20 protein-coding genes and 3 tRNA genes are annotated in these 25,129 nt (G+C 57.6%); 11 read left to right on the top strand and 12 right to left on the bottom strand.

What is annotated here, in order from left to right; all coding sequences use genetic code 11:
• Nucleotides 1–61: 61 nt before the first annotated feature.
• Both FE795_RS04345 and paaX read left to right on the top strand, forming a co-directional pair.
• Nucleotides 62–1,531 (top strand): phospholipase D-like domain-containing protein, encoded by a 1,470-nt coding sequence (locus FE795_RS04345; protein WP_003802724.1) that lies wholly within the window; start codon nt 62–64, stop codon nt 1,529–1,531.
• Between the two features lie 159 nt (nt 1,532–1,690).
• Nucleotides 1,691–2,650 carry a phenylacetic acid degradation operon negative regulatory protein PaaX gene (gene paaX / locus FE795_RS04340; protein WP_003802725.1) on the top strand — a complete coding sequence of 320 codons (960 nt, stop codon included), beginning with the start codon at nt 1,691–1,693 and terminating at the stop codon, nt 2,648–2,650.
• A 458-nt stretch (nt 2,651–3,108) separates the two neighbouring features.
• Here the strand turns inward: paaX and FE795_RS04335 are convergent, their stop codons facing one another.
• The 3 genes from FE795_RS04335 to FE795_RS04325 all read right to left on the bottom strand — a co-directional run bounded on the left by FE795_RS04335 (nt 3,109) and on the right by FE795_RS04325 (nt 5,545).
• Nucleotides 3,109–4,827, bottom strand: coding sequence for a cation acetate symporter (locus FE795_RS04335; protein WP_003802726.1), 1,719 nt, complete (start codon nt 4,825–4,827; stop codon nt 3,109–3,111).
• On the bottom strand, nt 4,824–5,132 hold the full coding sequence (locus FE795_RS04330) for a DUF485 domain-containing protein (RefSeq protein ID WP_003802727.1): 309 nt from the start codon (nt 5,130–5,132) through the stop codon (nt 4,824–4,826). The genes FE795_RS04335 and FE795_RS04330 overlap by 4 nt, the downstream gene beginning before the upstream one ends.
• A 336-nt stretch (nt 5,133–5,468) precedes the next feature.
• Nucleotides 5,469–5,545 (bottom strand) — tRNA-Arg (locus FE795_RS04325).
• A gap of 327 nt (nt 5,546–5,872) precedes the next feature.
• Here FE795_RS04325 and FE795_RS04320 point away from each other — a divergent pair.
• A complete protein-coding gene (locus FE795_RS04320) occupies nt 5,873–7,114 on the top strand; it encodes a phospholipase A (protein WP_230406261.1) in 1,242 nt (413 codons plus the stop codon).
• 6 nt (nt 7,115–7,120) lie between these two features.
• Here the strand turns inward: FE795_RS04320 and FE795_RS04315 are convergent, their stop codons facing one another.
• Nucleotides 7,121–8,074 (bottom strand): LysR family transcriptional regulator, encoded by a 954-nt coding sequence (locus tag FE795_RS04315; protein ID WP_202801533.1) that lies wholly within the window; start codon nt 8,072–8,074, stop codon nt 7,121–7,123.
• Nucleotides 8,075–8,201: 127 nt separating this feature from the next.
• On the opposite strand from FE795_RS04315, the gene FE795_RS04310 reads away from it, so the two are divergent.
• The 3 genes from FE795_RS04310 (at nt 8,202) to FE795_RS04300 (ending at nt 14,028) form a co-directional block, all read left to right on the top strand.
• A complete protein-coding gene (locus FE795_RS04310; protein WP_219235749.1) occupies nt 8,202–11,759 on the top strand; it encodes an indolepyruvate ferredoxin oxidoreductase family protein in 3,558 nt (1,185 codons plus the stop codon).
• Nucleotides 11,760–12,002: 243 nt separating this feature from the next.
• Nucleotides 12,003–13,892 carry an LTA synthase family protein gene (locus FE795_RS04305; RefSeq protein WP_219235747.1) on the top strand — a complete coding sequence of 630 codons (1,890 nt, stop codon included), beginning with the start codon at nt 12,003–12,005 and terminating at the stop codon, nt 13,890–13,892.
• A 59-nt stretch (nt 13,893–13,951) separates the two neighbouring features.
• A tRNA-Pro gene (locus FE795_RS04300) sits at nt 13,952–14,028 on the top strand.
• Nucleotides 14,029–14,085: 57 nt separating this feature from the next.
• Here the strand turns inward: FE795_RS04300 and FE795_RS04295 are convergent.
• The 3 genes from FE795_RS04295 to FE795_RS04285 are packed head-to-tail and all read right to left on the bottom strand — an operon-like array spanning nt 14,086 to nt 16,655.
• The gene (locus FE795_RS04295) at nt 14,086–14,607 is read right to left on the bottom strand and encodes a DUF421 domain-containing protein (protein WP_230406260.1); all 522 of its coding nucleotides are present in this window, start codon (nt 14,605–14,607) and stop codon (nt 14,086–14,088) included.
• A 6-nt stretch (nt 14,608–14,613) separates the two neighbouring features.
• Nucleotides 14,614–15,030 (bottom strand): c-type cytochrome, encoded by a 417-nt coding sequence (locus FE795_RS04290; RefSeq protein ID WP_081050103.1) that lies wholly within the window; start codon nt 15,028–15,030, stop codon nt 14,614–14,616.
• Entirely contained in the window at nt 15,027–16,655 is a 1,629-nt protein-coding gene (locus FE795_RS04285) for a flavin monoamine oxidase family protein (RefSeq protein WP_131071357.1), read from the bottom strand. The genes FE795_RS04290 and FE795_RS04285 overlap by 4 nt, the downstream gene beginning before the upstream one ends.
• A 284-nt stretch (nt 16,656–16,939) precedes the next feature.
• Between FE795_RS04285 and FE795_RS04280 the strand changes: the two genes are divergently transcribed.
• A tRNA-Pro gene (locus tag FE795_RS04280) sits at nt 16,940–17,016 on the top strand.
• Nucleotides 17,017–17,116: 100 nt separating this feature from the next.
• Here FE795_RS04280 and FE795_RS04275 read toward each other — a convergent pair.
• A complete protein-coding gene (locus FE795_RS04275; RefSeq protein WP_039943594.1) occupies nt 17,117–17,557 on the bottom strand; it encodes a PACE efflux transporter in 441 nt (146 codons plus the stop codon).
• A gap of 97 nt (nt 17,558–17,654) precedes the next feature.
• On the opposite strand from FE795_RS04275, the gene FE795_RS04270 reads away from it, so the two are divergent.
• Complete coding sequence (locus FE795_RS04270; RefSeq protein ID WP_219235745.1) at nt 17,655–18,560, top strand: LysR family transcriptional regulator; 906 nt, start codon at nt 17,655–17,657, stop codon at nt 18,558–18,560.
• Here FE795_RS04270 and FE795_RS04265 read toward each other — a convergent pair.
• Nucleotides 18,544–19,269 (bottom strand): transporter substrate-binding domain-containing protein, encoded by a 726-nt coding sequence (locus FE795_RS04265; RefSeq protein ID WP_003802752.1) that lies wholly within the window; start codon nt 19,267–19,269, stop codon nt 18,544–18,546. The two genes, FE795_RS04270 and FE795_RS04265, sit on opposite strands and share 17 nt — an antisense overlap.
• 83 nt (nt 19,270–19,352) lie before the next feature.
• On the opposite strand from FE795_RS04265, the gene FE795_RS04260 reads away from it, so the two are divergent.
• Nucleotides 19,353–19,754 carry a DoxX family protein gene (locus FE795_RS04260; RefSeq protein WP_131071355.1) on the top strand — a complete coding sequence of 134 codons (402 nt, stop codon included), beginning with the start codon at nt 19,353–19,355 and terminating at the stop codon, nt 19,752–19,754.
• A 126-nt stretch (nt 19,755–19,880) separates the two neighbouring features.
• Here the strand turns inward: FE795_RS04260 and FE795_RS04255 are convergent, their stop codons facing one another.
• From FE795_RS04255 to FE795_RS04245, 3 genes are read right to left on the bottom strand one after another with little or no spacing between them, the layout of a single operon-like run.
• Nucleotides 19,881–21,242, bottom strand: coding sequence for a sensor histidine kinase (locus tag FE795_RS04255; RefSeq protein ID WP_003802757.1), 1,362 nt, complete (start codon nt 21,240–21,242; stop codon nt 19,881–19,883).
• A complete protein-coding gene (locus FE795_RS04250) occupies nt 21,239–21,904 on the bottom strand; it encodes a response regulator transcription factor (RefSeq protein WP_131071354.1) in 666 nt (221 codons plus the stop codon). The genes FE795_RS04255 and FE795_RS04250 overlap by 4 nt, the downstream gene beginning before the upstream one ends.
• 3 nt (nt 21,905–21,907) lie before the next feature.
• Nucleotides 21,908–22,456: a PepSY domain-containing protein gene (locus FE795_RS04245; RefSeq protein WP_003802760.1), complete on the bottom strand. Its 549-nt coding sequence runs from the start codon at nt 22,454–22,456 to the stop codon at nt 21,908–21,910.
• 225 nt (nt 22,457–22,681) lie between these two features.
• Here FE795_RS04245 and FE795_RS04240 point away from each other — a divergent pair, with 225 nt between their 5' ends.
• Nucleotides 22,682–23,098, top strand: a complete 417-nt coding sequence (locus FE795_RS04240; protein ID WP_219235743.1) for a hypothetical protein — start codon at nt 22,682–22,684, stop codon at nt 23,096–23,098.
• Nucleotides 23,099–23,339: 241 nt separating this feature from the next.
• Nucleotides 23,340–24,965: an acyl-CoA synthetase gene (locus FE795_RS04235; RefSeq protein ID WP_219235742.1), complete on the top strand. Its 1,626-nt coding sequence runs from the start codon at nt 23,340–23,342 to the stop codon at nt 24,963–24,965.
• The last annotated feature ends 164 nt before the right edge of the window (nt 24,966–25,129 follow it).

The following is a 25,129-nucleotide window of genomic DNA, read 5'->3' as shown; positions in this document are numbered from 1 at the left end:
TGGATGCACAGCCTTTACCAACGCCCGGACCTGCCCGACCAGAAGCGGAACAGCTAACACCATGCAAGAGCACTTGATCCATCTGCGCGCCCTGCTGCACGACTACTGGCCGCACCTGGCGCTGGCACTCAGCGTGATCCTGGGCGCATCTGCAGCCATTCATGCCGCCATGACCAAAAACGATGTCCGCGCGGCCATCAGTTGGGTTGGCGTCATCATCATGTCGCCCTTGTTAGGGCCATTTCTGTACCTGATCGCCGGCATCAACCGGGTACGTAGACAAAGCCGCCTCGAACACAGCGCGGACGTGTTTTATGAACAGGTTACCTATTTACACCCCCCAGTCTCTGACATTGGCGCACTGGTGGGCGCCCCGTTTCGGTCCCTGCAGATCCTGGGAGACCGTGTCAGCCGCAGTCAACTACGCAACGGCAATAATGTGCGGGTTTTGCTGGGTGGCGATCAGGCCTACCCCGCCATGCTGGAAGCCATCGAACAGGCTCGCAACACGATTGCCTTGCAAAGCTATATTTTTGATAGCGATCGCCTGGGCCAGGAATTTGTCAGCGCCCTGTCACGCGCGCACCAGCGAGGCGTGCAGATTCGGGTGCTGGTCGATGCCATTGGCGCTAAATACTCACGCACCCCCATTGTGCGACTGTTGCGCCGTGAGGGCATACGCTGCGCTCTATTCATGACCAACCCCCTGGGCTTTTTGCGCATGCCCTACGCCAATCTGCGCAGTCACCGCAAACTCCTGATTGTGGATGGCACTGTGGGCTTTACCGGGGGCATGAACCTGCGCGAGTCCTTTATGGCGCAATATAGCGACGGCAAACCGTCCCAGGACACGCACTTTCGCCTGGAAGGCCCGGCTGTCATGCAATTGCTGGCGTCATTTCGACACGACTGGCAATTTACCACTCGCGAGGATCTGTCGCCGGACTATTGGCATGCCAGCGCCACGCCCGCCCCCCGGCCTCATGTGCCAGCCCGATGCATTGCTTCCGGCCCTGACCGCTTCATGGCCAGCACCCACCACATGCTGCAAGGTGCGTTTGCCATCGCACAACGCCATATCCGTATCCAGTCCCCCTATTTCCTGCCCGACCAGATTCTATTGGGAGCTCTGAACACAGCGGCGCGGCGTGGCATACAGGTAGACATCGTGATTCCAGGGCAGAACAACCTGCGTCTGGTCAATTACGCCATGACGGCCCAGCTCGACCAGGTGCTACGCGCGGGCTGTCGGGTCTGGCGCGCCCGGGGGCCATTCAATCATTCCAAACTCATGACCATTGATGGCGTCTGGTCCTATATCGGCTCATCCAATCTGGACCCTCGTAGCCTGCGCTTGAACTTTGAGCTGGACGTGGAAATCTACAGCCGAGACACCGCACGCCAGATCCAGAACCTGATTGACCTGGAAATTGAAGACGCCGAAGCCGTCAGCCTGGAATCCCTGAATGCCATTGGCTTTGGCAAGCGCTTGCGCAATCGGCTGATCTGGTTAGCCAGTCCCTATTTGTAGGGTACGTGCATGCAAAACTGCTGCAAAGATCAAGAAAGCCCCTGGCTGGCATAATCTTTCAGTGCGCTTGTACACCCACCCTTTATAATCAAGCGCTTAACCGGTCAACACAGACAGGCGTGCCGCTCTCACACAGCCTTGAGCGCCTTTAAAAAAACAATGTCCGAGCTTTCTTATTCCGACCTGGCCCACTGGGCCGCCCACCATCTGGAGAACCGCCCTCCGCGTGCCAAGTCCCTGGTCATGACCCTGTTTGGCGATGTGATTCGCCCGCATGGCGGTAAACTCTGGCTGGGCAGCCTGATCCAGTTGCTGGCGCCCTTTGGGATCAGCGACCGGCTGGTACGCACCAGCGTGTACAGACTGGCCGAGGAGGGCTGGCTGAGCGCGCAACGTGAAGGGCGGCGCAGCCAGTACACCTTGCGGCCCGAAGCCAGCCAGCGCTTTGAGCATGCGTATCAACGCATTTACACCCCAACCTATCTGGCGTGGGATGGCCAATGGACGCTGGTCTTTAGCATGCCCAGCCTGATGATGAACTCCAAGCAGCGGGCGGACCTGCGCAAGGAGCTGCTGTGGGAAGGTTTTTGCGCCTTGTCACCCACCGCTTTCCTGCACCCCAACCCCGATCACACGATTCTGGATTACATCCTGCAGGCCACACAGGCCCAGTCGCAAGTCTATGTGGCCAAGTTGGAACCCTCGCAACTGCCTCAGACGCGCCCTCTGTCGCAACTTATTCAAGACAGCTGGGATCTGGCCCAGGTTGCCAGCGGCTATGGGCAGTTCATACAACGTTTCGCGCCTGCCCTGAACATGCTGGACGCCGGCCACCCCTACGATGACCAGTTGGCTTTTGTCATTCGCACGCTCTTGATTCACGAGTTCCGTCGCATCCAACTGCACGACCCCCAGTTGCCCATCGAACTGTTGCCGACGGGCTGGGCAGGAAAACAGGCTTACGAGCTGTGCCGGGATGTATATCGTCAGGTCTGCGGCAAGGCAGAACGCTATATCCTGTCTACCTTGCGTGCCGAGGATGAGCAGGCGCCCGAGGCCGCCGCCTACTTCTACGAACGCTTTGACGGCCTGCCTGTCCCCTGCGAAACCCAGAGCTGAACTCAAGACTTGGTCCGGCGCACGGCCCAGGCATTGAGGCGGAAAAAAACGGGCGGCTGTGATTGCCATCACGGAGCAGCCCGCATCAGGTTGTGCGGCTCAAATCAAACTCAGCTTCAAGGGCCTTGCCGTGACATGACGCCCAGCCCAGGTCTTTGCGTCGGGTTCTGGGTTTGGGTGTCGTCGGTTGGGCTTGGGATCGAGGCTTGAGCTTGGGACCCGCATGGTTGCAATCGTATCGCCAGGGCCGCATTGCGTTCAGTCATCGCCCAGTCGCTTCAATAGCGCTTTACCGCGCCCGACTTGACGCGTGCATCGCACATCGAACAAAAAAACACCCCAAAAGTTGGACAGGTCGCCAACCTTTGAGGTGTCGTTCACCTACCGGTTTTTCTTACACCCACAAAACCAGCTAAGGCCGCCAGACACAGGCATTCAGCCCGGTCTGGCAGGAAGGTTTAATGCGCAGAAGCCGCTTCTGCTCCCACACCCGTTTCGGAACGCACGGACTGCCCCTCGAAACCAGCACGGTCAATCTCGGCACGCGGACTACGATCAGTGATCGAGAAGAACCAGATTGCCAGGAAGGCCAATGGCATGGAGAACAACGCTGCCGACGCGTATGGGAAGGGCGCGGAGCCGGCAGGATTGCCCAAAGTGGCTTCCCATACCGAGGGGGAGAGCAACGTCAGCACTAGAGCCACGACCAGGCCCAGGAACCCACCTATCGTGGCGCCACGTGTCGTACATCCTTTCCACAAAATGGACAGGAACAAGACCGGGAAGTTGGCCGAGGCGGCAATCGCAAAGGCCAGTGACACCATGAAAGCAATGTTCTGTTTCTCGAAAATAATGCCCAACAACACCGCAATCACCCCCAGCGCCAGGGTGGTTGCACGAGACACGCGCATGACTTCCTCATTACTGGCTTCGCCTTTCTTGATCAGCGTGGAATACAGATCATGCGACACAGCCGACGTACCCGACAGGGTCAAGCCCGCCACTACGGCCAGAATCGTGGCAAAGGCGACGGCAGACATAAAGCCCAGGAATACATCGCCACCGACCGCATCAGCCAGGTGCACAGCAGCCATATTGGAGCCACCAATCAGGTCGCCGCCCACTTCCAGGAAACGGGGGTTGGTCGACACCAGCACGATTGCGCCAAAGCCAATGATGAAGGTCAGGATGTAAAAGTAACCGATCCAGGTGGTTGCCCAGAACACGGATTTACGTGCTTCCTTAGCATCAGGCACCGTAAAAAAGCGCATCAGAATGTGCGGCAGGCCTGCCGTACCGAACATCAGGGCCATACCAAAGGAAATCGCGCTGATCGGGTCCTTGATGAAATTGCCCGGGCCCATGATGGCCTGGCCGATGGTCGCCGCCTGAGCAGCATCCTTGCCGGCAGCAAGCGCGGCCTCGGTCTTGACCTGAACCGCCGCGGCAAACAGCTTTTCTGGCGAGAAACCATATTGCGCCAGCACCATGATGGCCATAAAAGAGGCGCCAAACAGCAGCAGGCCCGCCTTGATGATCTGTACCCAGGTGGTGGCCGTCATGCCGCCAAACAGCACGTAAACCATCATCAGCACACCCACCAGCACCACGGCAACCCAATATTCCAGACCAAACAGCAGTTTGATCAACTGGCCTGCACCCACCATCTGGGCAATCAGGTAAAAGAGCACCACCACCAGCGTGCCGGACGCCGCAAAGGCACGAATGGGGCCTTGGCGGAAACGATAGGCTGCCACGTCTGCAAAGGTGAATTTACCCAGATTACGCAGCTTTTCTGCCAGCAGGAACGTGATGATGGGCCAGCCCACCAGAAAACCGATGGAATAGATCAGGCCATCATAGCCATTGATCATCACCGCAGCGGAAATACCCAGAAAGGACGCCGCGGACATATAGTCACCGGCAATGGCCAGTCCGTTTTGAAAGCCGGTGATGCCGCCGCCCGCCGTATAAAAGTCCGAGACCGACTTGGTGCGCGCTGCCGCCCATTTGGTAATCCACAGCGTCGCCAGCACAAAGACGGCGAACATACCGATGGCCGTCCAGTTGGTCGCCTGCTTTTGCAGCTCGCCCAGATCGCCACCCGCTGCCCACAAGGCAGGACTGGCCAGCAACAGCCCCAGAGCCAGGCCGGAACGAAGATAGGAACGCTTCATTTACGCACCTCCTCAAGCACTTCCTTGGCCATCTGGTCGAATTTGGTATTGGCGCGCCAGACATAAATGCCCGTAATCACAATTGCCAACACAATCACGCCAAAACCGATAGGAATGCCCAGGGTCATGACGCCCTCACCCAAGCGTGTGGCAAACAGCTCCTTGTCGAACGCAATAATGCCGATATAGCTGTAGTAAGCCACCAGCATGACGATGGTGAGTATCCAGCCCAGCCGCAGCCGGGTCTTGACCAGTTTTTGATAGCGAGGATTGGCCGTAATCCGACCTACAAGGGGGTCTTGCATAGTTTGTCTCCGCATTGTTCTGAACGCCTTGTTCGCTGGCGTATCTTATTGAACCGGCCCAGCCCTCACAGGCTGAAAACGGCGTTATGAAGACGCCTGCCGACGTCTATGCGGTGAACATTAGAGCTCGACACTTACACCATACTTACTAACTGCGTCTCCTCAGGGTTATGCCTAGGACAGACTAAATGCCCTCCAGAAAAAACCGCCATAAAGTCGGTCATATTCCTTATGCAACATGGGGTTGGAGAAAATAACGACCCCGTTGACACGAGCAGCCACAAGCCCCCGATCCAGATCGGAAAGGGACAAACTGTGCACGGAAAAGGGTAAGGTTGGCGCGGGTGGAGGGGTTCGAACCCCCGGCCCCAGGCTTAGAAGGCCTGTGCTCTATCCAACTGAGCTACACCCGCCAGGTGATGGCGACATCACCCACACGATCAGGTGATGCACTGTCTCGAAATAAAAGTCCTGTATGAACAAGGATTTATTTCAGCCCTATTGTTGAGAAAATAGTGGCTACAAAAGACAATCAAGTATTTTAGCCTGAAAAGCAGTTTTAGATAAGCCGCAAGCTCGTCAGAGTGTCAATACTGTAAGAAAAACAATTATAAGTAGTATTTTTAATCCTAAATGGTACAGTCGTGTACGGATTAACCCGTTTTCCTGGACTCTTTTTCATGCCGACCACAAAGAAACTAAGCAAGCACTCTTTAATACTATCGGCCCCTCTTTTTATCTTGAGCGCAATTCTGAATACCGCACAGGCAGGTATTACCTACCAGTTGCGCCAAGTGCAGGCCAGTTCGGGCGAAAGCGTCAATATTGACGCCATCGTCTACAACGACACAGGCAGTCTGATGACCTGGACCGCCCCACGCAACCTGGTTTTGCAGTGGCGCGACGGTAAGGGTAACGTGATCCGCAGTCTGGCTGAACTGGTCAATGCCCGCCCCCGAGCCTCCATCCCCACCAACAACTTCACCGCTTACAGTTGGCGCGCCGTGGTCCCCAATGGGCTGACGGGCCTGCAAGCAGTGAATATTGAAGGTGAGCGCGTGATGCTGGCTCTGGACACCAATCCGCAGGCCCGCAGCCCGATTACCTCGCAGCCAGCCAATGGCGCGGTCGTGAATGCAGGCGCCGGAAACGACCCACGAGTCGTCGATCCTGCCCTGCCCTACGCTCAGGCCGTCGCTGCGGGCGCTCAGCCCGAAGGGCCCGCCATCATCAGCGGACAAGGGCTCAAACCTGCCAACTCCAGCTTTGAAAACTTCAGCAATGCCATCTCGGCCCATGACCCGACCTATTTTATTGTCGGCAACAAAGGCGGCAACAATGCCCGCTTCCAGCTAAGCTTCAAATACCGCCTGCACTCGCCCCAAGACCCGAGCAACCCCAAATTCTACGACCACTTCTATATTGGTTATACCCAAACCGCGTTGTGGGATTTGCATGCCGACTCCAAGCCCTTTGTCGACACCACCTACCGCCCCAGCCTGTTCTGGCGTAAAGACTCCATCTGGGAGTCCGAGCAAAAACGCCTGTTCATGGGCCTGGCAAGCGGGTATGAGCACTCCTCCAACGGCAAGTCAGGCGACGATTCCCGCTCCATGAACGAGGTCTTTATCCAGCCTGAGTTCAATTACCGCTTTGACCACGGTGCCACCCTGACGTTTGCCCCCCGTATCAAACACTATGTGTTCATGGGCGAGAACGCCGACTGGGCGCACTATCGGGGTCGCTATGACTGGAAGCTGCGCTACGCTCAGGACAACGGGCTGGTGTTGTCGGGCATGTACAACAAAGGGGCTGGCAGCCGCAATACACATGAGTTCTCGATCGCCTGGCCACTGAACCGTACCCCCTTGAACATGAACGGTTATATCTACGGCCAATACTTCTCTGGCTATGCAGAAACCATGCTGGGCTACCGTGACCGCTCTTCACAATTTCGCATCGGTCTGGCTCTGGTACCCTAAGATCCCTTACAGCAGTCCCCCACCGCGTCGGCTCCCCATGCCGGCGCGGGCCATATCGTGGTCACAGGCCTGAATCAGAAAGCGCTGAAACAAGGCGACCAGTCCTTCGGGCTCCCGCTCTTTCGGCCACAACAAGCCCACCTCCACAGACTCCACCGGATCGTGAATGCCGATGGCCTGGATGCGCTTGCCCTCCAGTGACCAGGGACGATAGACCATATCCGACAAAATCGTCACCCCGAAACCATAAGCCACCAGCCCCCGCACGGCTTCCAAAGAGCGCGTGCGCATGGCGACACGCTCCGGAAAGCCTGGGCTGCCCCAATGACGCCTGGCGGCCGCATCCGCATCGTCCACAGTCAGAAAAATATAAGGGTAGTGGTTGATTTGCGCCAAGGACACACTGGACTCATTGGCCAGGGCATGCTGGTCCGACACCCATAAACGACGACGGGAGCTGCTCAGTCGATGATGCCCGTACATGGCCAGATCACTGATATTGGACAAGATCGCTACCCCCAGATCGATGCGCTCGCTTTGCAAGGCCGCTTCCATTTCGGGACGCTCCATGTCCACCAGCTCGATATCGATATTGGGGTAGCTATGTTTGAAGCGACTGATAAGGTCAGGCAGAAAATAGCCCAGAACCGTGTAGCCAGCCGCCACCCGAATCTGTCCTTCAATATTTTGACGCCGCAAATCGGCGTGATTCAGCGCATCACTGACGGCATCAATCACATGATGGGCATGATGAAAAAACGCCTGCCCTTGCGGAGTCAACTCCACACCGTGCGGCAAACGCTCAAACAGCGCCACATTCAACTGCCGCTCCAGGCTCTGGACTGCATTGCTGATCGCCGACTGTGAGACATTCTCGGCCTGAGCGGCCGCGGAGAACTGTCCGCTGACAGCGGCCGCAATGAAATAACGAAACTGCCGCAAGGTCACTTCGTGTTTCATAGCCATCCGTTTTTCAGATATCAGGTACTCGTAAATTTGATTTTACGATAACAAAAAGCTGCCCTAGACTAAAGCACAAACTAAAACAACTTGCACGAAAACCTTTCTTCCTGCAGGAGACAAACTCATGAATGCCCCTCTCAACAAACCTTACAAGGCCATGTTGGAATCCGTGTCCCTGGATGACAAATACACCGTCACCAAGGGGCGCGCCTATATGAGCGGAACCCAAGCTCTGGTGCGCCTGCCCATGCTGCAAAAAGAGCGTGACCGGCGCGCAGGCCTGAACACGGCCGGCTTTATCTCTGGTTACCGGGGCTCCCCATTAGGGAGCGTAGACCAAGCTTTATGGCAGGCCAGCAAACATCTCAAGGAACACGACATCGTGTTCAAGCCCGGTCTGAACGAAGATCTGGCCGCTACCGCTGTCTGGGGTAGCCAGCAGACCAATCTGTATCCCAGCGCCCGCTTCGATGGCACCTTTGCCATGTGGTATGGCAAGGGCCCAGGCGTGGACCGCTCCATGGATGTCTTCAAACACGCCAATTCGGCAGGCAGCTCACGCTACGGCGGAGTACTGGTACTGGCCGGCGATGACCACGGCGCCAAATCCTCCACGGTGGCCCACCAGTCCGATCACGTTTTCGCCGCGGCAGGCATCCCGGTGCTATACCCGGCCAACGTGCAGGAATATCTGGATTTTGGCCAGCACGGCTGGGCCATGAGCCGCTTCTCGGGCCTGTGGGTTGCCTTGAAGTGTGTCACCGAAGTAGTGGAATCCAATGCCTCGGTGGATCTGGACCCGGACAGCCTGAACATTATCCTGCCCGAAATCGAGGACATGCCCGCCGACGGCCTGAATATCCGCTGGCCAGACCCACCGCTGGCACAAGAAGCCCGCATGATGAATCACAAGTGGTACGCCGCGTTGGCGTATGTGCGCGCCAACAAGCTGAACCGCGTCGAGATTGATTCGCCCGACGCCCGTTTTGGCATCATGACTGCCGGCAAGGCTTACCTGGATACGCGGCAGGCCCTGGCCGATCTGGGCCTGTCTGACGAGCTGTGTGCCGAGCTGGGTATCCGGCTGTTCAAAGTAGGCTGTATCTGGCCTCTGGACGGCCAGGATGCTCGCCAGTTCGCAACAGGTCTGACCGAAATTCTGGTGGTAGAAGAAAAACGCCAGATCCTGGAATACGCCCTGAAAGAAGAACTGTACAACTGGCGCGATGATGTACGCCCCAAGGTCTACGGCAAGTTTGACGAGACCGAACACGGCGGCGGCGAGTGGTCGCTATCGCGCTCCCCCTGGCTGCTGCCCCCGCAAGGCGAACTGTCTCCGGCGATTATTGCGCGCGCTATTGCCCGTCGGCTCTGCACCATGGATATTTCCGAGGAATTGCGTGCCCGCATTCAGGCCCGCCTGGCGATTCTGGATGCCAAGGACCGCGAGGCCCGCATGCCCCGCGTCAGTGTCGAGCGCAAACCCTGGTTCTGTTCGGGTTGTCCGCACAACACCTCCACGCGCGTGCCCGAAGGCTCCCGCGCCATGGCCGGTATTGGCTGCCACTACATGACCGTCTGGATGGATCGCAGCACGTCCACTTTCAGTCATATGGGAGGTGAAGGGGTCGCGTGGATTGGCCAGCAACCCTTTACAGACGAAAAGCACGTTTTCGCCAATCTGGGCGACGGCACCTATTTTCATTCCGGCATCCTGGCTATTCGCGCCTCCATCGCCGCCAACTCCAATATCACTTACAAGATTCTGTACAACGACGCAGTGGCCATGACGGGCGGTCAACCTGTCGATGGCATTTTGAAGGTCACAGACGTCATCGCCCAGGTACATGCCGAGGGCGCGCGCAAAATTGTCGTGGTGACCGATGAGCCCGAAAAATTCAAGGGCGTCACTCTGGCGGGCAATCCGCCGGTTTATCACCGCGATGAACTGGACCGCGTCCAACGCGAACTGCGCGAAATACCGGGTACCACTATTTTGGTCTATGACCAGACCTGCGCGACCGAAAAGCGCCGTCGCCGCAAAAAGGGAACGTACCCGGACCCGGCCTTGCGGGCCTTTATCAATGACACGGTCTGTGAGGGCTGCGGTGACTGCTCGGTCAAATCCAACTGCCTGTCTGTCGAACCTCTGGACACCCCTCTGGGTTCCAAGCGTCGTATCAACCAGTCTTCCTGCAACAAGGACTTTTCGTGCGTCAACGGTTTTTGCCCCAGCTTTGTCACGCTGAAAGGGGCGCAAGTGCGCAAACCCGAGGCCCAGGGTCGCTCCCTGGAGTCCTTCAATCTGGCGGACCTGCCGTTACCCAAACTGCCTGACCTGGACAGAACCTACGGCATCTTGATCGCTGGCATTGGCGGCACCGGGGTGGTGACTGTCGGTGGCTTGCTGGGCATGGCTGCACATATCGAACAAAAAGGGGTCAGCGTTCTGGATATGGCAGGTCTGGCGCAAAAAGGCGGTGCCGTCCTGAGCCATGTGCAAATTGCGCGCCGCCCCGATCAACTGCATGCCACCCGTGTTCCAACCGGCGAGGCGTCCTTGCTGATTGGCAGTGATGCTCTGGTCAGCGCCTCTACCGACGTCCTGAGTCGGGTCAGCCGCGACCGCACGCACACCATTATCAATACGGCGGCCAGCCCGACCTCGGATCTGATCGGCAATGCACACTGGAAGTTTCCATTGCAAACCGCCTGCACGGACATTGAGAACGCCGTAGGCAAAGACATCCGCTATCTGGACGCCAACGCCCTGGCGGTACATGTCATGGGAGACGCCCTGTATGCCAACCCGATCTTGCTGGGTTATGCCTTTCAGCGCGGCTGGATTCCACTACACATGGACAGTCTGCTACGCGCGATCGAACTGAACGGAGTGGCCGTCAAAGCCAACCGCGAAGCATTCCAATGGGGTCGTCTTGCTGCAGAAAAAGGCATAGAAACCTTGATGGAAGGGGCCACGCCCAAAGCCCGCGCGGTCACCTTTCCCGAGAGCGTGCAGGCATTGATCAAGCGCATGGAAGCGCATCTGAGCGCCTACCAGAACCCGGCCTGGGCCCAACGTTATCGCGACGCCATCAAGCCGATCATGGAACGCGAGTCGCGTCTGGACCAGGACAAGACACTGCCGCTGACGCGTATCGCGGCCACGCAACTGGCCAAGCTGATGAGCTACAAGGACGAGTACGAAGTGGCCCGTCTCTACACCGACCCGGCCTTTCTGGACAAGCTGCGAGCGCAATTTGCAGGTGAACCCGGCAAGGACTACCAGATTCAGTACCATCTGGCCCCTCCGCTGCTGGGGCGCAAAAACAATCAGGGCCAGCCCGTCAAAAGCAAGTTTGGCCCGTCAACCCGCCACTTGTTCAAGATTCTGGCCAGTTTGCGAGGTTTACGGGGAACCGCGCTGGATGTATTTGGCTATACCCAGGAGCGTCGTCAGGAGCGCCAAAACATTCAGGACTATCTGGCCGACCTGAATGAGGTCAGTGCGCACCTGGATGCAGACAATCTGGAAGTGGCTCTGCGCTGGCTCAACTATCCCGACCTGATCCGAGGCTATGGTCATGTCAAGGATGCGGGCCAGGTGAAAGCCTACGCCTTGCGCGAACAACAGCGCAGCCAGTTCCGTGCGCGTACGGAACCTAGCCAGCGCGTCGCCTGAACCCGCAGCCGGCCCTGAGCGCGGGGCCGGCTCTCTTGTCTCCTCCTTGACAGCAGCTTGTCCGTTCCGGCGAGCTGCTTTTTTTTGTCTGGCACGCCCCAGTCACACAGGCACCGTCCCCTGCCGTTAAGGGTATGAAGCCCCGCCACCCCATGGCTTGCCTGGCAAACTGACATACAATCGTGCAATTCGATGCCCGTGCCGCCACCTGTGGCTCTCAGGTCGATTCAGGACCCCACTCTTATGCGCCATCTAGTTTATGTATTTGTTCCCTCAGCCCTGATCTTGCTGACCGCCTTTCGGCTGGCCTTCGCATTGTGGCAATGGCCACGTGTACGCCAAGCCGGTGGCCTGCTGCCTATCCTGATTGGCGGCCTGCGCATTGATGCCCTGATGATTGCCGCCCTGAGCGCCCCCGTGGTCTTGCTGGCTCCCTGGGTGGGACACTATCCGCTCATGACGACGGTCGCCGCCGTCTGGTTTACCTTCGCCTGGTTCCTGTTGACCTTGCTGGAAGTGTCCACGCCCCAGTTCATCATTGAGTACGACACACGCCCCAACCGGCTGTATGTGGACTATCTGAAGCACCCGCAGGAAGTGGTGGGCATGCTGTGGAAAGGCTACCGACTGATGATCGGCATCGCCCTGATCGGACTGGGCCTGATTGTGTATTCAGGCTGGGCCATCTTCGGGCAGGTATCCCCCGATCCGGTAATGAGCTGGTGGCTGCGCCCCATCTGGATGCTGGTGGGAGCCGCCCTGTGCGCGCTGGCCATACGCGGTACCTTAGCGCACCGCCCCATCAACCCTTCCTCGGTAGCCTGGAGCAGCGACAGCATGCTCAACACGCTGCCACTCAATTCACTGTACAACGTGGCCTACGCTATCTACAGCATGAAAAACGAGCGTTCTGCCGAGGATATTTACGGCGGCATGGACCCAGCAGAAATCAACCAGATCGTGTGTGATGCGGCTGCCTTGCCGGTCGGCCCCGAGAGCCTGCCCACGCTGCATCGTCAAACGCCCAGCCAAACCCGCTCACGCAAACCTAATCTGGTCCTGATTGTGGAGGAAAGCCTTGGAGCCCAGTATGTCGGCAATCTGGGCGGGGCCAATCTGACGCCCGAACTGGACAAGCTGGCACAAACGGGCTGGAACTTTCGACGTGCCTATGCCACCGGGACTCGCTCAGTACGCGGCCTGGAAGCCGTGTCAGCCGGTTTCCCCCCTACGGTGGCCGATGCGGTCTTACGCCTGCCCGGCTCGCAAACCCGCTTTTTTACCTTGGCCCAATTGCTCAAGGAACACAACTACCGCTCGCGCTTCATCTATGGTGGCGAAGCTCACTTCGACAATATGAAGAGCTTTTTTCTGGGTAACGGCTTTGATGAGCTGTATGAGCAATCCAGCTTCGAGTCTCCTGAGTTTGTAGGCACCTGGGGCGCCAGCGACGAGGACATGTTCAACAAGCTGCACGAGCTGCTCAGTCAGGACAAGGAGCAGCCTACCTTGACACTGGCCTTTTCCGTCAGCAACCACTCACCTTGGGAATACCCCGCGGGGCGCTTTCCGGTAGAGGGAGATCCCGCGACCGTCGAAAATACCGTAAGGTACGCCGACTGGGCCATTGGCGACTTCTTTAACAAGGCGCGCGAATCAGACTATTGGGACAATACGGTATTTCTCATTGTTGCCGATCATGACTCTCGCGTAGGCGGCGCCAACCTGGTGCCTTTGCGTCATTTTCATATTCCTGCCCTGATTCTGGGTGGCGGCGTTCCCCAGCGCCAGGACGAACGCATTATCAGCCAGATCGATCTGGCTCCCACCCTGCTGTCTTTAATGGGTATTGACAGTGAGCACCCCATGATCGGACGCGACCTGACCCGTCAAGAGTGCGACCGGGCCATGATGCAGTACTTCGAGAACTACGGCTATCTGAAAGGCGACATTCTGACCGTGCTGATGCCCCATCTGCCTCCTTGCCAATATCGCTATACTGCACCCGACAAGTACGAAGCGCTGGAACAGATTGATGAGACATTGGCCCGAGAAGCCCTGGCCCATGTGCTGTGGCCCAGTTGGGCGTATCACGCCCAAGCCTACACCTTGCCCCATCTGCAAAAACGCTGAAAATTGCCAGCAGGGGCTTGACCGTCTCCGCTATTCGTTCTATCATGCTTGTCTTTAGTCGGGGCGTAGCGCAGCCTGGTAGCGCATCTGGTTTGGGACCAGAGGGTCGCGAGTTCGAATCCCGCCGCCCCGACCACTATTTTAAAAAAGCACCGTTTAACGGTGCTTTTTTATTGCCTGCGGCCCTTGGCTTTTACCCTGGACCCGTCTCAGTTGGCTCCGCCTTCAAGAAACTGAGTTTGCCATTGGGCTCAATGTACGCGGCGCAGACCTCATCGAGCGATTTGATGCCAGCCAGCCGCATTTCACTGAGAATCTCGTCGCGGGTCACAAACTCCCGACGCATATTCCGCCACTGGTACTGCCCATCCCTGACCACACACACTTTGCGGGGTGTAACCAGCTTGTTGAGCGCGGGAAACTGATACATCAGCCAATCGACCACAAACCCCCACCCTACAATCGTCGCCGCCACCAGCAAGCCGTCAGTCAAGGAGTTGCTGCCTCCCGTCATGGCATTGCCGCTGGCATCGGCAATCAACAAAAGTATGAGCAGATCGGCAACGCCTAACGACCCCAGCTCACGCCGCCCCGCCAGGCGCAGCAGAATAAACAGAACGAAATAAACCACGGTGCCCCGCAACACCGACTCCATCACGGGGATTTCCACAGCAAAGACCGTGCTCCAACCCATCGCCTGCATAGCGTCAACCATCCATATTTAGTTCAGGTCGAAATACTGATGCTCCTTGGGGCGCTGCGCGGCCACCTCCTTGGCCGTGACCGTGTCATTGAACTCGTTACCCAAATGGGAGCGCACGTAATTGACGACCTGGGCTATCTGCTCGTCATTGAGCACACCACCAAAACCAGGCATACCCTTGTTACCCTGGTTCACCATAAACACCACATAGGCAGGTGCGCCCAGTTTCGGGTTCTGGGACAAAGACGGATAAATTCCGGCCCCCTGAGCGCCCTTGCCATCGATCATATGGCAGGAAGCACACACTTGCTCATAAATTTCCTGACCGCTAGTCTGGGTAAATACCACTTTATCGCCCCCCACTACTGCCGTATCAGCATGACTGGCGCTCATCAGCCCCCAAGCCAGAAAAACCGTGAGTGCTCGTATCATCATGACTGCCCTCCTTGGGAATCAGCGTGTTGCTCGCCCACAATCCGACTGTGCAGGCGGGTAATAGCATTGAGGGCCGACAGCACGGCCCCTTCCTGCCAGGCGTTGACATAAGAGGCGTGCTCACCGGCCAGGACCAGGCGACCATCAATCTGGCACAGGTTCTCGTAATGAGCAGCCCGTGTCTGATCCGTCCACATGCCGTAGCAACCCAGTGTCCAGGGTACGCGGTGCCAGGCTACGGCCACCCCGCTCTCGAACTCGTCCTTGTACTGAGGATGAATCTGCGCGCCATACTCCACGGCTTTCCTGATCCGATCCTCCGGACTGAGCGACGTCCACTCCACCGCGCTGGGCCCGAACATGTAACCGCCCAGCAAAACACCTTTTCCGCCCGCCATCATGCCCGCGCTCGGGTAGGAAATCTGTGTAATCGGCAAATCGGTGTAGCTGATACCTCCATAAATCGCTTCGTCATCCTCCCAGAAACGGCGTTTGAACTGCAGTCCGACCTTGACTGAAGGGGCATAAGGGACGGCATCGATGGCAGCATGCAGTGCCTTGCTGGCATCCAGATCAATCTGGCTGAGGATGGATAAGGGAATCGTGCAGACACACCAGTCGGCCATTTCGGTGTGCTCACGGCCCGTGATTTGATCCTTGTAGCCGACCGTCACCTTGCCATCGTTCTGTTTGATGGCCGTGACCTTGGCATTAAACGTAAATAGCCCCTCCAGCTCGTTACCAAACGCAGCGCCAATCTGATCCATGCCGCCGACCGGCTGAAACATGGTCTGCTGGAACTCGTACAAATCATGAATACCCATATTGTGCCAAACGCTGGAGCGCACAATATCAGCCAGCTTCAACGGTTCGGAAAACTCGGGTTGAGCATGCAGGCCACCTCCCGGATCACGCTCGAAACCACGTACCTCGGAACTGGTATGGCCTTTCACATACGCCATGTTCTTGTCCAACGCGCCCCAGCTCCGCAAGGCTTCCAGCAATTTCTCCTGATCCTCTGTGGACAAGGGGGCATCCAGCAAGTGGGTATGGATGGCTTTGGACAAAAGCTCGGAGACCTGCCCCTGAAAATCTGCATGAATGTGGCGAAAGCGCTGGGGCTTGCCATTGAAGTGGTCTTTGCTATGCAGATAAGCGTTGTAGTTGTACTGGATAAACGGCTCCAGCTTGACCTTGAGCCGCTTGCAGTAGTCCAGCAAGGCCCGGTGATGGAAGGGTATGCGCCACGGACCAGGGTTGATGTACTGATCCTTGTCGAACTTGACATCCTGCCTGGCGCCCCCCAACTCGGTATAGCTGTCCCCACCGTGCAAGGTCCAGTTGCGTCCCCCGACCTTGTGGCGATATTCCAGAATCTTGACCTGATAGCCGGCATTGCGCAGCTCTAACGCGGCCACCATACCGGCCAGACCCGCTCCCAGAATGACGACAGAGGTCCCGGGCCTGGGTTTACCCTCCAGGCGAATCGGCCCGTCATAACTACCCTCTGCGGCATGCCCCAGGCGCATCATGGCTTGATACATCGCTGCGCCACCCGCAGCGTACCCAACCATGGTCAGAAAGTGTCGTCGTGTCAGTCTCCCACCCTGTGAAACTTGGCTCATCGTGCGTTCTCCTCTTGGAAAAATGATGAGCAGCATTCACCCCCAACTTTTTTATCTACCCCCGGTGCATGAATGCTGCCCCTATGGAAAACAACAAAGAACACCTTGCTTTGTTATCAAATTGCCACTTAACTATAAGCACCTAAAATAGTTAATCCCTCAATAGAAACATACGTTTACCGCACTCAAGGTTCACTGACCCCCTGTCACCCTTGGTTTCTTACGTACTCAGAACTCATTTGCTTGCCAAGTTCACTCTCACACGCTATAATTTTTTTCTTAGTCGGGGCGTAGCGCAGCCTGGTAGCGCATCTGGTTTGGGACCAGAGGGTCGCGAGTTCGAATCCCGCCGCCCCGACCAAAAAATTCAAAGGCCTTGCAGAGCAATCTGCAAGGCCTTTTTGTTTTGGTTCTCTTAAGCCTTGCCCCACCTTAACCACGGGGATAGGAGCTTTTTGTCCTTAGCGGGTCTGGCTGGGGCTCAGGCCGACCGAATCGGGCAGACCAAAAATACAATCAAATGCCCAGTTATAGAAAAAGGCAAACAGCGGAAAGAACGCCAGCAATACCGCCTCCATTAAAAACGCCTTCCACAAGCTGATATCCAGCCACCAGGCGATTAAGGGGATCAGCAAGGACACCAGCACAAGCTGGAAACCGGCCACATGCACTACCCGGTGCCAGAACGTACGAGCCTGTATATGGCGACGACGCTCCCAGGCCTCAAACATCATGTTGTAGAACAGGTTTACCGTTACCGCGCAAGTGCTGATCATGAACGAAAGCACACCGCTTTGCATGGGCCCCGCGCCGCTTAACTGAGCCAGGACCGTCGCCGCTACCATCATGCCCAGCAATTCAAACAGGCCGATATACACCACTCTTCTTTTCCATCCCTGCACGATACACATCCTTGCTTAAAACCGTAGAAAGCATGATTATCCGCAGTACAGCTTTTAGAAAAAGTCAGATTCCATCAATTTTTCTGATGATTTAGCCATGCTTACCAGTGACCATCTTGAACTGTTGTTAGCCGTGGTGGAGCACGGTTCTTTCTCCGCAGCGGCACGGACGTTGCGGCGCACCCAGTCCGCCGTCAGTATGGCCATCGCCAATCTGGAGGCAGAGCTGGACCTGACCCTGTTTGATCGCAGCCGTCGAGAACCCGTCCCCACCGCCGAGCTGCTGGCCATGCTGCCCGATGCCAGACTGATCGCCAGCCGCCTTCAGGCCTTACGCCTTCACCTGCAGGAACTGTCGGGAGGTCTGGAAAGCTATTTGCGCCTGGGCCTGGTCTGTGATGTCGACCCCAAGCCCGCGTTGACCGCCCTGCAAGCTCTGGAGCAACACTATCCCGGCCTGGACATCGAACTGCGAACGGCAGCGCAAGACACCTTGATCGAGGCCTTGAAAAAACGCGAGCTGGACTTGTGCATTGCCTATGGCGGACTGGAGCTGGAAAGTGTGGGAATTGTTCAGTCCCTGTGGACCGAAACGATCAGCGCAGTGGCTGCGCCCGGCCATCCCCTGCTGCAAAATGGCCCCCGCCCGCTGGAAGAGTTGAAAGCCCACAGACAAATCGTGATCAGCAGCCCGCAGAACGACACCGGCAAAGACCGATCCATGCTCAGCCTTCGTCAATGGAAAACGGATAGTTTGGCCATGACACTGGAACTGGTGGAACGGGGGCTGGGATGGGCTAATCTTCCCTTGTCGTGCCTGGGTCCCTCATTGAAGTCTGGGCGTTTGGCACGAATCCAGTTTTCAACGGGCAGCAATGGCCTGGACTTGCCCATTTATCTGCTGCAAGCCAAGGGTCAGGAAGCCGGCAAGGCTCAAGCCCTGTTCAGGCAGGCGCTGCAAAACGCGCTCCACACCCGCCTTCACCCTACTCCGGCACGGTGACGTTGGCCTGACCACTGTCCGCCAGAAACTGCGCCACCATCCCTTCTTTTTTCTGCCGGGCAATAAAAGCCTCGATCCAGGCATGGGCCAGCGTACGTTCCGATGGCACCGCCATGGCCTGACGAATCACGGTGAAACTATCAGGCAATACACGCAAACCGCTGCGGGAACGCGCATAGCGCTCCAGAGGCTGACGCACACCGGCAGCGGCATCCAGCTCCTGCTCCACAAACAGATCAATCGCATCGGCAGAGGTTGTCGCCCGCACCAGATCTGCGTGGTTCAAATGTCGGCTCAGAAACAGGTCGTAGGCTGCGCCTTTGCCCACCGCAATGCACACGCCCTGCCGATCCAGCTGGTCCACGGTCTGAAAGGCAGACTCCTCGCGTACCAGATACGTGCCTTCAATATGCACATAAGCCTCGCTAAAGCGGATCTTCTCCGCACGCTTGGGATCAATCGCCAGAAAGGCCAGATCCCACTCGTCACGGTACACCGCCTCAACCACGGCCTGGGCTGCATCATAGCCATGGAACTGCACCGGCAGGCCCAGCTCCTGAGCCACACTGCGAGCCAGATCCGCTGAAACACCTTTAGGGGACTGCTCATGGGCACCGCGCTGGGCCAGGACGGGATTGCCGTAATTCATGGCAACACGCAAAACCCCGCTGGGGGCCAGTTCTGCTGCGACAGCCTGCTTTTGTGTCATGTAAATGCTCCGTCATACTTTTAAGAACCCGGTCTTCTACAATAACGCACCTTGCTGTCCCACAACATGAATGGAGCGTCTCTATGTCTCGCGATGACCTTGGAAAACTCTTGCTGCGTGTCACGGTCGGTGTACTGATCCTGCTGCACGGCGTTGCCAAGATACGTTATGGCATTGGAGGCATCGAAAAAATGCTGATCGCCAATAATATGCCCGGCTTTCTGGCCTGGGGCGTGTACATAGGCGAAGTGATTGCTCCTGTCCTGATGATCCTGGGTTTTTATGCTCGTGCAGGCGGTTTGATTGTAGCCATGAACATGCTTATTGCCTTGCTCCTGGCCCACAGCACCCAGATCGGCAGCTTTAACGCCCAAGGCATCTGGGTTCTGGAGCTACAAGGCATGTTCTTGATCGGCGCATTGACCGTAGGCTTGATTGGTGCCGGACGCTACAGCCTGGGCGGCGATGCTGGCCCGTGGAACTAATGCTGGCCTGAGGTCAGATCTTTAAAAAACGCCCGCTTCGCCGGGCGTTTTTCATGGGTGATTAGTACCGCCCCTAGCCCTGACCGCACCCGCCACTCCATCCGCGAACCACCTCCACTTCCTGCCCTAACTCGCCAAGGTCAAATCCAGCCGCAACCCCCCCTTCTCCGATGCGCTGGCTTGCACCTTGCCCTGATAGCTGCGCGCCAGCTCACGGACAATATCCAGTCCCAAACCGAAACCGGGGTGTCGTTCATCTGCGCGCTGACCACGGCCAAACACACGCTCCAGTTGCTCCGGGTCCAGGCCGGGGCCATCATCTTCCACCACCAGATGCAGCACATTGTCCTGCTGCCACACCTGGCACCACACATTCTGCGTCGCCCACTTGCAGGCGTTATCCAGCAAATTCCCGGCCATCTCCTGCAGGTCCTGCTCCTCGCCTTTAAAAAGCAGTTCCTGATCAGGCAGATTCAGATGGATCTGCTTGTCGCTATGCAAACGCCCCATCACCCGACACAGGGACTGCAGGCAGGCCGACACATCCGTACGCACACCAATGGCGCGTACCGCCATGGCCCTTGCCCGCGACAAGTGGTGGTCCACCTGTCGCTGGGCCAAGGCCACCTGCTCGCTGACCAATGCTGCCAGATGCGGATCGTGCGCCTGAGCAGCGTTGCCCATAATCGTCAACGGGGTTTTGACGGCATGGGCCAGGTTGCCAGCCTGAGCCCGTGCGCGGTCCACCATGCCTGCATTCGCACTGAGCACTGCATTGAAATCGTCCACCAAGGGCTGAATTTCGCTAGGAAAATTGCCGCTGACTTGCGGTTCGCGCCCTTCCTGCACATCCAGCAAACGGCGTCGCAACAGATGCAAGGGATACAAGGCCAGCACCACCTGCAAGATGGCCGCCAAAATCAGGCCCACGGCCAAACCGCCCAGAGACAGGAACAGAATCCGCTCAAAACGGGCCAAGGGCTCGGCCAGCAGCTCCCGGTTGCCTGCCACCATGATCTGCAGGCTTTGGCCCTTGTCGTTAACCTCGTCCAGCTCCTGGCGCAACACCACCAAGCGCTGCTTTTCCGGGCCGGGCAAAGACAACACGCCCCCGGGCGCATCGGGCGCGTTCACATCCAGGGCCTCATCCCATAAGGAGGTCGAGCGCAAAGCCACCGTCCATTGCGGGCTGCCGGCCTCGCGCCGGGCAATTTGCCAGTACATGCCCGAATAAGGTTGCTCAAACAAGGGATCGCTCAGGCGCGACTGCAAAGTGACACCATCGGCCGCGTCCAGATTGACGTCTGCCATGATCTGGTCCAGATGAGTCTGCAAACGCTGCTCGAACTGGCGATACACATGGTCCTGAAACAAACGGTTCAGCCCCAGCCCGGCCAGAATGATACTGAGCAAGATCCAGGCCAGGGTTCCCAGCAAGAGCCGGCTGCGCAAGGAGCCCAGGGTGGCCCGACCACGCCCGGCAATCATGCTTGCGGGTCTACCAAACGGTAGCCCATGCCGCGCACGGTTTCGATATAGCCGGGCGGCAGCTTTTTGCGTAGACGGCCAATGAACACCTCGATGGTGTTGGAGTCGCGCTCAAAGTCCTGCGAATAAATATGCTCGGTCAGTTGGGTACGCGACAGGACTTGGGCAGGATGGTGCATCATGAAAGCCAGCAAGCGATATTCATGGCTGGTCAGCGACAGCACCATGCCTGCACAGGTAATTGAAGACGAACGCGCATCCAGCTCCAGTTGGCCCAGTTGCAAGCGCGGATTCACCTGTCCCGCGGCACGGCGCAGCAAGGCGCGAATGCGGGCTAACAGCTCTTCCATGTGAAAGGGCTTGGCAACATAGTCGTCTGCGCCCGCGTCCATTCCCTCGACTTTGTCATGCCAGTCATTACGGGCGGTCAAAATAAGCACGGGCATGGTCAGGTCCGAGGCGCGCCAACGCCGCAGCACCGACACGCCATCCATGCCAGGCAGACCCAGGTCCAGCACCACCGCATCAAAAGCTTCCACCTCACCCTGATAATGACCCTGCTCGCCATCATGAGCGACCTGAACGGCATAGCCCGCCCGCTCCAGAGCCTGTTGCAACTGCCCCGCCAGGGTCGGTTCATCTTCGACAACCAGTATCCGCATTATTCAATGTCCTTTCGAATGAGAACGCTTGACCCCACGCACCAGCAGCACTTCGGCACTCAAGGCATCCACTTTCAGGCGCAACAGGCGGTTGTCATCGACCAGCATGCGCAAGTCATACACCCATAGTTCAAGACGCTCGTCATATTCAAACTGCACGCGCAGCACCCGCCCCGGATAATCTTCCCGAACCCGGCGCAAGACCTCCCGCAGTGGCAAAGCCTCGCCCCGACGCACCGCTTCACGCGCCTGGTCATGCCCCCGATAGGCCGGGCCCGGTGGCCAGTAGGGACTGGGACCAAAACGCTCATTGGGAGGCGGTGCTGCGGGTGCGGGGGGAGCGGCCGGCAAACGGCGCAGGCAATCGTCATCGCCCAGATAATCATGCCCTGACCAATCCGAATGCTCCGTCCTGTCCCACGCGGGCACGCCTTGCCGTTTCTGACGGTCGCAGGCGGAAGAGTCGTGAGCGTGAGCCGCCGCCCCAGGCGCCACAGCCGCCCAAACGGCGGCCAGACACATCAGCAGTGCGGACTGTTTAATGGAGGTCATACGAACCGGTACGTGCAGAACAAAAAAGAGGGATCAACAAAGTCACTCTCCCCTTATATAGCAAGCTGCGGATGAACATAACATGAACAGCAACTTCAGTTTAGATTCAGAGCCCCTTGTCCATAATGGGCACCAAGCTGACAGGACACACACATCTTCCCTCTTAAAAGGAAGCTACCCAGGAATCTGACAGCACTACTTGTTGATTACATGAAGGAGCTTTATATGAAACGTATGTCCCTTTTTTCTGCCCTGGTAGTGAGCGCAAGTCTGTTGGGCGGCACCGCTGCCATCGCTCAAGAAACCACGGGCGCGGCCCCAACGCAAAGCACCCAGACACAAACTCGCCAGGCCCGCGACCACAAGCCGCTGACGGCCGACGAAGTCACCGATATCGGTCCGGCCTACCAGCGTCTGAAAGAGGCCGGCTATACCAAGGTGGGCAGCCTGCATCAGCGGGGCGATCGCATTATGGCCATGGTCGTGGATAAAGACGGCAAAGTGGTCCGGGTTCGCTCTGAAGGTGAAAACGGTGCTTTCACCGTGGTCGAGCGCAAAGCTGATGGCCAGCACCGCCGCGGCCATCGCGATGGCAAGGGTCAACAAACTCAAACCCCTGCCAGCGAGCAGCAAAAGAGCTAAAACCACCCGCAAATCGCATGATTCCCCTGACGTCCCCCTCCGCGCGGGCGACTCGCGACACAGGGCTAGCCTCAACCATCGATGCTTGTCCTTTGTCATTGCTCTAATCGCAAAAAAAGCGGAACGAGAAACGGCGCCTGCCCAGCGCCGTTTCTCGTGTCTACTGGCTAGTACCGATAGGGTCATCCCGCACAAGACGTTAGGATGAAGGTCTGTCTTACCTACGGGAAAAGTGCCTCTCATGCTGTCTGCTGATTCTGCCTATTCACAAAGCTACTCGGAATTTCACTGGTCCATTCCTGAACACTACAATATTGCCCATGATGCCTGCGACAAGTGGGCCGATGGCTCCGGGCGCCTGGCGCTGATCCAGCAACTGTCCGATGGGCAGGTCAAACGCTACACATTCGATCAGCTCAAGGCCTGGTCCGACTCCCTGACGGCCGCCTGGCAGGCACAAGGCATTCAGCCCGGCGATAGAATCGCCATTTTCCTGGCTCAAGGTCTGGAAACTGCCCTGGCTCACTTGGCGACTTACAAGATTGGCGCCATCGCCATGCCTTTATTTACCCTGTTCGGCACCGAGGCCCTGCGTTATCGCTTGAATGACTCGGGCGCCAGCACGTTGATTACCGATCAACAGGGCCTGGAGACGGTACTGCCTTTGCGCGAACATCTGCCGCAGCTCAAGCATCTTTATCAGACTGACAGCCAGCAAGATCAGGAGCAGGCTCTGTCCTTGTGGCACGCCATTCACACCCATCCTGAGCCAGCACCGCGCACACTGACTACTCGCGCCGACGACCCGGCGCTGCTGATCTACACCTCCGGCACCACGGGGTCGGCCAAAGGAGCCTTGCATGCCCACCGGGTCCTGCTGGGGCATTTGCCTGGCGTGGAAATGTCCCACAACTTCCTGCCCACAGGCGAGGGGCTGATGTGGACACCCGCTGACTGGGCCTGGATTGGCGGCCTGCTCGATGTCCTGCTGCCCGCCTGGCATCACGGTATCCCTGTGCTGGCATACCGTTTTCCCAAGTTCGATGCCGAGGCGACCTGGAGGTTGATGTCCGAACAGGGTGTAACGCATACCTTCCTGCCGCCTACTGCCCTAAAAATGCTGCGCCGCAGCCAGTGGTCGCGCGAACAATGGCCTTTGAAGCTGCGGTCCATTGCCAGCGGCGGAGAGTCACTGGGCGCACAACTGCTGGATTGGGCCAAACAGGAACTGGGTATCACCATCAACGAGTTCTACGGGCAGACCGAGTGCAATATGATCGTGTCCTCCTGCTCGGCCTGGTTTCCCGGTCAGGCAGGTAAAATCGGCAAGCCCGTGCCCGGCCACAGGGTGGCGATTGTGGATGACCAGGGGCAAATTCAAAAAGCCGGTGTCGAAGGCCATATTGCTGTCCAGGCTCCTGACCCAGTCATGTTTCTGGGTTACTGGCAGCGACCTGAAGCCACTAAAGAAAAATTTGTAGGAAACTGGCTACTGACCGGCGATAAAGGCACGCAGGATGAGCACGGCTATATCCAGTTCGTGGGCCGGGACGACGATGTCATTACCAGCTCCGGCTACCGAATCGGCCCTGGCCCGATTGAGGATGGTCTGATGGGGCACCCGGCAGTGGCGATGGCGGCCGTGATCGGAGTACCCGACCCGGAACGCACCGAAGTCGTAAAGGCCTTTATTGTCCTCAAAGAGGACGTCGAACCATCACAGAATCTGATCAAGGAAATTCAGGAGCACATCAAGCGACGGGTCGCAGCGCATGAGTATCCCCGCTTGATTGAGTTTGTGGATGCCCTGCCCATGACGACCACCGGCAAGGTCATTCGCCACGCATTACGCAAATTAAGCCAATAGCCGCACGGGTGCCGGGCGATCGCCAATCCTCGATGAGCGCTCGCCTGAGCCCGACGCTGCTTACCTACCGTGTCAGCACGGAAAAAGCCCTTGTGCAATCTACAGGCAGGGGGCGGTGGCACAGACGCTCGTCCATGCCACCAAGGCAAGGGGATCTGCCCGTG

The sequence above is a fragment of the Alcaligenes ammonioxydans genome (genome assembly GCF_019343455.1).
In the GTDB taxonomy this organism is placed as follows: Bacteria; Pseudomonadota; Gammaproteobacteria; order Burkholderiales; family Burkholderiaceae_B; genus Alcaligenes; species Alcaligenes ammonioxydans.
This window is presented reverse-complemented; position numbering and strand designations above follow the sequence as displayed.